This window comes from Brachyspira pilosicoli (genome assembly GCF_019402445.1).
Lineage (GTDB): Bacteria > Spirochaetota > Brachyspiria > Brachyspirales > Brachyspiraceae > Brachyspira > Brachyspira pilosicoli_B.
In genome coordinates, this window is the sequence record NZ_SRZM01000072.1 from 1 (window position 1) to 6,355 (window position 6,355).

At 26.7% G+C, this 6,355-nt stretch carries 5 protein-coding genes; 1 reads left to right on the forward strand and 4 read right to left on the reverse strand.

The genetic code is table 11. The annotated features are described in order from the left end of the window. A partial coding sequence (locus E6A48_RS02910; protein ID WP_219708487.1) for a substrate-binding domain-containing protein occupies positions 1–572 on the reverse strand: 572 nt, incomplete at its 3' end. Between the two features lie 53 nt (positions 573–625). Then, positions 626–1,588, reverse strand: coding sequence for a Gfo/Idh/MocA family protein (locus E6A48_RS02915; protein ID WP_219708488.1), 963 nt, complete (start codon positions 1,586–1,588; stop codon positions 626–628). 192 nt (positions 1,589–1,780) lie between these two features. Here E6A48_RS02915 and aroC point away from each other — a divergent pair, with 192 nt between their 5' ends. Continuing rightward, positions 1,781–2,890: a chorismate synthase gene (gene aroC, locus E6A48_RS02920; RefSeq protein WP_219708489.1), complete on the forward strand. Its 1,110-nt coding sequence runs from the start codon at positions 1,781–1,783 to the stop codon at positions 2,888–2,890. Here aroC and E6A48_RS02925 read toward each other — a convergent pair. Next, complete coding sequence (locus E6A48_RS02925) at positions 2,887–4,227, reverse strand: McrC family protein (protein WP_219708490.1); 1,341 nt, start codon at positions 4,225–4,227, stop codon at positions 2,887–2,889. The two genes, aroC and E6A48_RS02925, sit on opposite strands and share 4 nt — an antisense overlap. A 96-nt stretch (positions 4,228–4,323) precedes the next feature. Beyond that, positions 4,324–6,355 (reverse strand): McrB family protein (locus E6A48_RS02930; RefSeq protein WP_308461597.1); only part of this gene is annotated, 2,032 nt, incomplete at its 5' end.

Genomic DNA, 6,355 nt, shown 5'->3' on the forward strand with positions numbered 1-6,355 from the left:
TTATTTGCCTTTAAATAATCTTTCATATATTGAGTTCTATTCTCACTCTCAAAACTATTAGTTCTTCCTTTTATTATAACACATTGAATCTTTCCATCTTCATTTTTATCCCAATTAGCATGCGACTTCCAGCTATCTGCTATAACTCTTCCCTGAGCCGTTCCTGCATTTTCGCTACTTCCTCCAATATACCAAACATTATTATAACTATTAAGAGCTTCTGAATCCGGTTCTCTATTAAAAAAAATAATAGGTATATTTCTAACACTAACTTTATTTATTATAGTTTGAGCATAGTTTTCATTCACTAAATTAATAGCTATTAGATTAACTTTCCTATTTAAGAATATCTCTATTTGGTCATTTTGCGTTATTTGACTGTTATGAGAATCTAATATAGTGAGAGAAGCTTTATTTCCAATATTTTTTTCTATATAGCTTTTTAAATATTTTGTATAATTATCATCAAATCTATATAAAGCAATTCCTATACTGCTTTTTTTGTTTTGAGTAAATATTAAAGAAGATGATATAAACAATAAAATAACAAAATTTAATATTCGCCTACCCATAAATACCTCAATTTAATTATAGTTAAATATATTTTCATTGTCAAGATAAATTATTACCAAGTTTCTTTAATTTTTTTGAGTATATCTTCTGTTAATTTAATAGTATTTACATCATTTTCCACAGAGACGAATCTTTTATCTTTACCTAGTATACAGTTTGCAAAATGTTCATCTTCCAATTTTAATGGATTATCTCTGTGAATAAATACTCTTTCAATGATTGATTCTTGAGTATAATTAATTCCTATAGAAGTTTTAATTTTACTCTCACTGCTTGCTTGTCTATGTATTGTAATATCTTGGGTAGCATAATCTAATATAAAATAAGCATCTTCTGTACTTATAGCTAAAGTTCTAATTTTTTCTTGTGTGATTCTGCTTGCACTTATTGTTGCTATAGTTTCATCTTCAAACTCTAATAAAGCACTTGCAATATCTTCGTTGTTTGTTCTCACTCTCTTTCCGCTTGCTGCAAATCTTATAACAGGCTTTTTTACAAGAGAGGTTACTATATCCAAATCATGAATCATTATATCAAATACAACACCTACATCTGTAATACGAGGGGTAAATGGTGCTAATCTTCTTGCTTCTATTAAATAAGGTTTTTCTATTATATGATGAAGTTCTTGTACTGCTCCATTAAATCTTTCAACGTGTCCTACTTGAAGTATTAGATTTTTTTTGTTTACTATCTCTTGTAATTCTTTAGCTTGTGCATAGGTTTCTGTCATTGGCTTTTCTACCAATACATGCTTACCTTTTTCTAATGCTTTTTTGGCTATTTCAAAATGATACTTTGTCGGGCTTGCTATTATTACTGCATCTGAATTGTCTATAGCTTCATCTAAACTATTAAATTTATTAATGTTATATTTATTAGATACTTCATTAAGATGATTTTCATCAGCATCATATATACCTGTTAAATTAATACTATTTATTTGACTTATAACATTAAGGTGAAATTGACCCATTCTGCCTACACCTATAAGAGAAACATTTACTTTATCCATTATCATAATATCCTTTTAAATACTAAAATTTTTCTAACTCTAAAGATTATAATTATAATATAGCAAAATTCAATAACAAATTGGTATTTTATTTAAGAATAATTGATTATATAGTCATTAAATATTTTAATATAGAAAGTTTATAAAAAATAATATATACTAATAAAAAATTAATTTTAGGAATATAAAATAATGGGAAGCGTATTTGGTAATAATTTGAAATTAAGTATTTTTGGAGAATCTCACGGAGAGGCTATAGGATGCGTATTAGATGGATTTCCTTATGGAATAAATATAGATAATAATTTTGTAGAAAGTGAAATGGAAAGAAGAAGGGCTAAAAACAATAAACTCTCTACCACAAGACAAGAAAGCGATAAAGTTGAAATATTATCAGGAGTTTTGGATAATATAAGCACAGGTATGCCAATAGCTTCCATTATTAAAAACGAAAACAAAAGAAGTAGCGATTATTCTAATTTAAAAGTTTTGCCTAGACCATCGCATAGTGATTATACTGCTATGCTTAGATATGAAGGTTTTAATGATATAAGAGGAGGAGGGCATTTTTCTGGAAGGCTTACTGCTCCTTTAGTATTTGCAGGTGCTTTGGCTAAACTCGCTCTTAAAGAAAAGTTTGATATCAATATAGCAGGACATATAAAACAAATATATAACATAAAAGATAAATACCCTAATAATGAACTTCCAAGTTATGATGAGTTTATAAAGAATTATGATAAAGAATTGAGCGTGTTTGATGATGATGCTATGGAGAAAATGATTAACACAATAGAGAAAGCTAAACTTGATATGGACTCTGTAGGCGGGATTATAACAGCGGTTGCTTTTAATGTGCCTGCTGGATTTGGAGATCCTTTTTACTCTTCTATAGAGAGCAGAATTGCTTCGTCCATGTTTGCTGTTCCTGCAGTAAAGGGTGTGGAGTTTGGACTTGGTTTTGATTTTGTAAACTACAAGGCAAGCGAATGTAATGATGCATACACCATAAAAGAAAGCAACAACATAAAAACTATAGAAACAAAAACTAACAATAATGGCGGAATATTGGGCGGTATTTCTAATGGCATGCCTATAGTTGTAAATGTGGCAATAAAGCCTACTCCATCAATATCTAAAGAGCAATTAACATTAAACATAGAAACAAAGGAAGAAGAAGTTTTGACTATAAAAGGACGTCATGACCCTTGCATTGCTGTGAGGGCTGTTGCAGTTGTAGAGGCTGCACTTGCTGTTAGCATACTTGATTTATGTTTGGACATGAAAGGAAAAATATATTAATTAAGCTTAGAGATTAGCTCTTTTTCTAAACTTTCCATTGTTTCAATAAAATCTTTTATATTATTAAAATTCTCTTCGTTTAATTTTTTTGAAGGAATTTTCAAGGCATATTTATGTATTTCACAATCAATATTTTTATTGTTTAGCTTTCCTATATAACTATTTTCTTTACAATTATCAATTTCAACAGGGTAAATAAACCCTGCCTTTTTGGCATTAAGCGTATAGGCATAAGAGACTATTTGATGTTTATCGTTTCTGTCTATGCTTTCACTATCTGAATAATTAAGTCTTTTATATTTAGCATCAAGTACTATATTATTATCATTTTCTATTTTATAAAAATCTGGGTACACTCTCCATGCATTGTCAAGAAGTTTAATACCGTTTTTTAAATTTCTATTTTCTGCATGAACAAAATTTTCTTTGCTTAAAAAAGTATTTAAATATTCTTCAAATAGCCATGCACCGTCAAACAATAATCCATACACTGTATTATCATCTCTACCATACTTTAATTTTTCATGCCTTAATATTTGAATGCATATTTTTCTTAATGGCTCATATTCATAATAGTAGGGGTGCGATAATTGTTTTAAGTTTTTATTTATAATGCTTTCTCTTTTATTTCTCTCGTAGCTTGGTGTAGAATAAAATATCTGATGAGTATAATCTTTTATTTCATTATCATAGCTTAAAAGATATCTGTTTTTCGTGTTTATATATTCTATGGTGTGTCTTATTAATTGAGTGATATTATTATCATAACTATATTCTCTTGTGTTGTAAGAAATTTTACCATTGAAAGGAATATTATTTTTAATGTATCTATTAATATCAATAGTGCCTTTAACATTAGAATCATTATGCTTTATTAATTTGTATTGCTTAAAAAGTCCTTGTCTTAATGCTCTCTTAAAAAAACTAATAAACATATAAATTAAAAAATCAAATGAATCATCATAATCTTTACTATACTCTAAATTAACAACATTAAGAGAAAGCACTTTCATAAGCATGTAATGTAGAAAATAATCTTCATTATCATTGAAAGCAAATCTTGAAGAAATTTTTATTTGTGTGTTATTGTAGCTAATAAAGCCCATTACATTGTTAGTGTGTATACTATCATTAATAATATCAAATATTCTGCTCTCTTCTTCTAAATCTTTACTTTCTTTTATGGAATTAGGAAATATTATAATATTATCTTTTATAGCTGATATAGTTTTGCCTGAAATTTCTTTAATTGAGATTATATTCTCTTCAGAAATATTATTATGTATTTTATGTTGAGTATTATCTTTTAATTTAATAATTTTATTGTCTGTATTCATTTATTATAGCAGGGCTTTGCCCCGCACCCCAGTTCTTTTGTTGCCACAAAGAACCAAAAAGGCTGCATTTTTGGTTCTTCCTTATTTTAAAATTTATCAATTATTTATATTATTATCATCTATATTAGTATCTTGTTTTGTATTATTAGCATGTGATGTATTATAAGCATCTTCTAACTTTTTAAGTTTATCATTTATATCAGGCATACCCCTCAAATACTCAAACAAAAGTCCTTTCAAATGATTCTCCCACAAACTTTTAAATGCTGTTTCTTTATCATCGCTTGAACTCTTATAATAATTTTTTAACTTCAAGAAATAAGAAGCCCCTATATGATATGATGAATTAAAACCTTCTATTTGTTCTATTGCCTTATTTAAATTATTCATTCTGTCAATTGCATCTTTTTTTATGCTATCATCTAAATCTTTCAATATACTCTCTTGTGTATCTTCCGCCTTAACCTCTTTCCAAGCGAACCTCCTACGCATAGCAAAGTCCATACTCTCAACACTTCTGTCAATATCATTCATAGTGCCTATTATATAAACATTCTCTGGAACAAAAAATCCATCTTCAAAATCATCATCTTCTTCATCATTATTAATCAAATTATTATATTGTGTTTTTACTATTCCTTTTTCTCCTCTATATCCGGGGTCAATAGCAAAGAATAATTCACCAAAAATTTTTGAAATCTCTCCCCTGTTAATCTCATCTATTATAAACACAAATTTATTGCTTCTATTTTTTAAAGCTTCCTTACAAAACTCTTTAAAAACCCCGTCCTTTCTTTCAAAGCCAATATTTCCATTACTGTCTTTAATAGGTCTTAACCCCTCAACAAAATCGGTATAATCATAAGATGGGTGAAACTGTACAAATCCGTAATCATTATTATTCATCATATTTATATCTTGTTTTTTTCCATTTATTAAGTCAATATTTTCTAATAATATTATTTTTATTATATATAAATCAATATCTTTAAAATTTTCATCAAAGAATTTTTTTATATTTTTATTTAATTTATATATATTATCATCTTTTTCTATACTAAATATATCACATATACTGAGCATATCCTTATTTGACATCATAGGAAAATATGTATATGGGTGATATGTATTATATATTTTTATTGCCATATAATAATTACGTTTATTAAAGTCTATTAGAGAATTTTTAAAATCATAATCTTCTATTGTAGCCATATTATATAATTCTTTAGCTATTTCTTTCATAAGTTCATCATCAGTCTTATTAGTTTCATTTACTATATTACCTGTTTTTTTATCATAATATAAAATATATGACTTAGCTCCACCAACAGAAAAGCTATCTAATAATTTTCTTTTAAGTCCAAATTCAATCCAATAACAAAAAGAATTATTATCTCCTCTGCCTACAGTATAATTATCTATACTTATATTTTTTAAACTCTCTATAGGAAATTTATTTATAAACTCTTCTCTTAATTTATCACCTTGTTTTTTTAAATCATCTAAACGCTCTTTATTTTTATTATAATACTCTCTTATAAACTCTTTATAATCTTTAATATTTTCATTATTTTTCATCATTTCTTTTGCTATTTCTTTAGCTAAATAGGTTTTTCCTGTGCCCGGTGCCCCTGTGAGTACAAGATTATAATTTTGCTCTAAAAGTTCTTTGCATTCTTTTATCATATTTTTATCCATTATTTTTTTTATTTCTTCTATTAAAAGATTATCTTTATCTTTATATAATTTATAAATAGGTTGTACAGTTCTATAATCTTCACTATCTTCTTTAAATGTTAATTTTTTACCTTTCAATAACTTAAAGTTTTTTAATTTTCTAGCTTGAAAAATGTCATTTTTATCAATATTTTGTAAATCAATATCATCTTCTAAAGATTCAATTTTATCTTCTTCAACATTTACTTTTATACAGTAAGCTTCTGAAGATACAATACCAACAAAATAATTACTATCAGGACTTCTTTGATAGCTTTTTTCACTGCTTCTTTGGCTTACTATTATAACATCACCTATTTTTATTTTTCTAAATGTTTTACCACTGCTATCAAAATATCCAAATAAGCATATATGCTCTTTTATCATAATATCTAAAAGAGCATCAACA

What these genes read in the sequence shown, in the direction of transcription:
- E6A48_RS02915 (WP_219708488.1), bottom strand. Translation starts at nt 1,588, where the DNA reads ATGGATAAAGTAAATGTTTCTCTTATAGGTGTAGGCAGAATGGGTCAA.
- aroC (WP_219708489.1), top strand. Translation starts at nt 1,781, where the DNA reads ATGGGAAGCGTATTTGGTAATAATTTGAAATTAAGTATTTTTGGAGAA.
- E6A48_RS02925 (WP_219708490.1), bottom strand. Translation starts at nt 4,227, where the DNA reads ATGAATACAGACAATAAAATTATTAAATTAAAAGATAATACTCAACAT.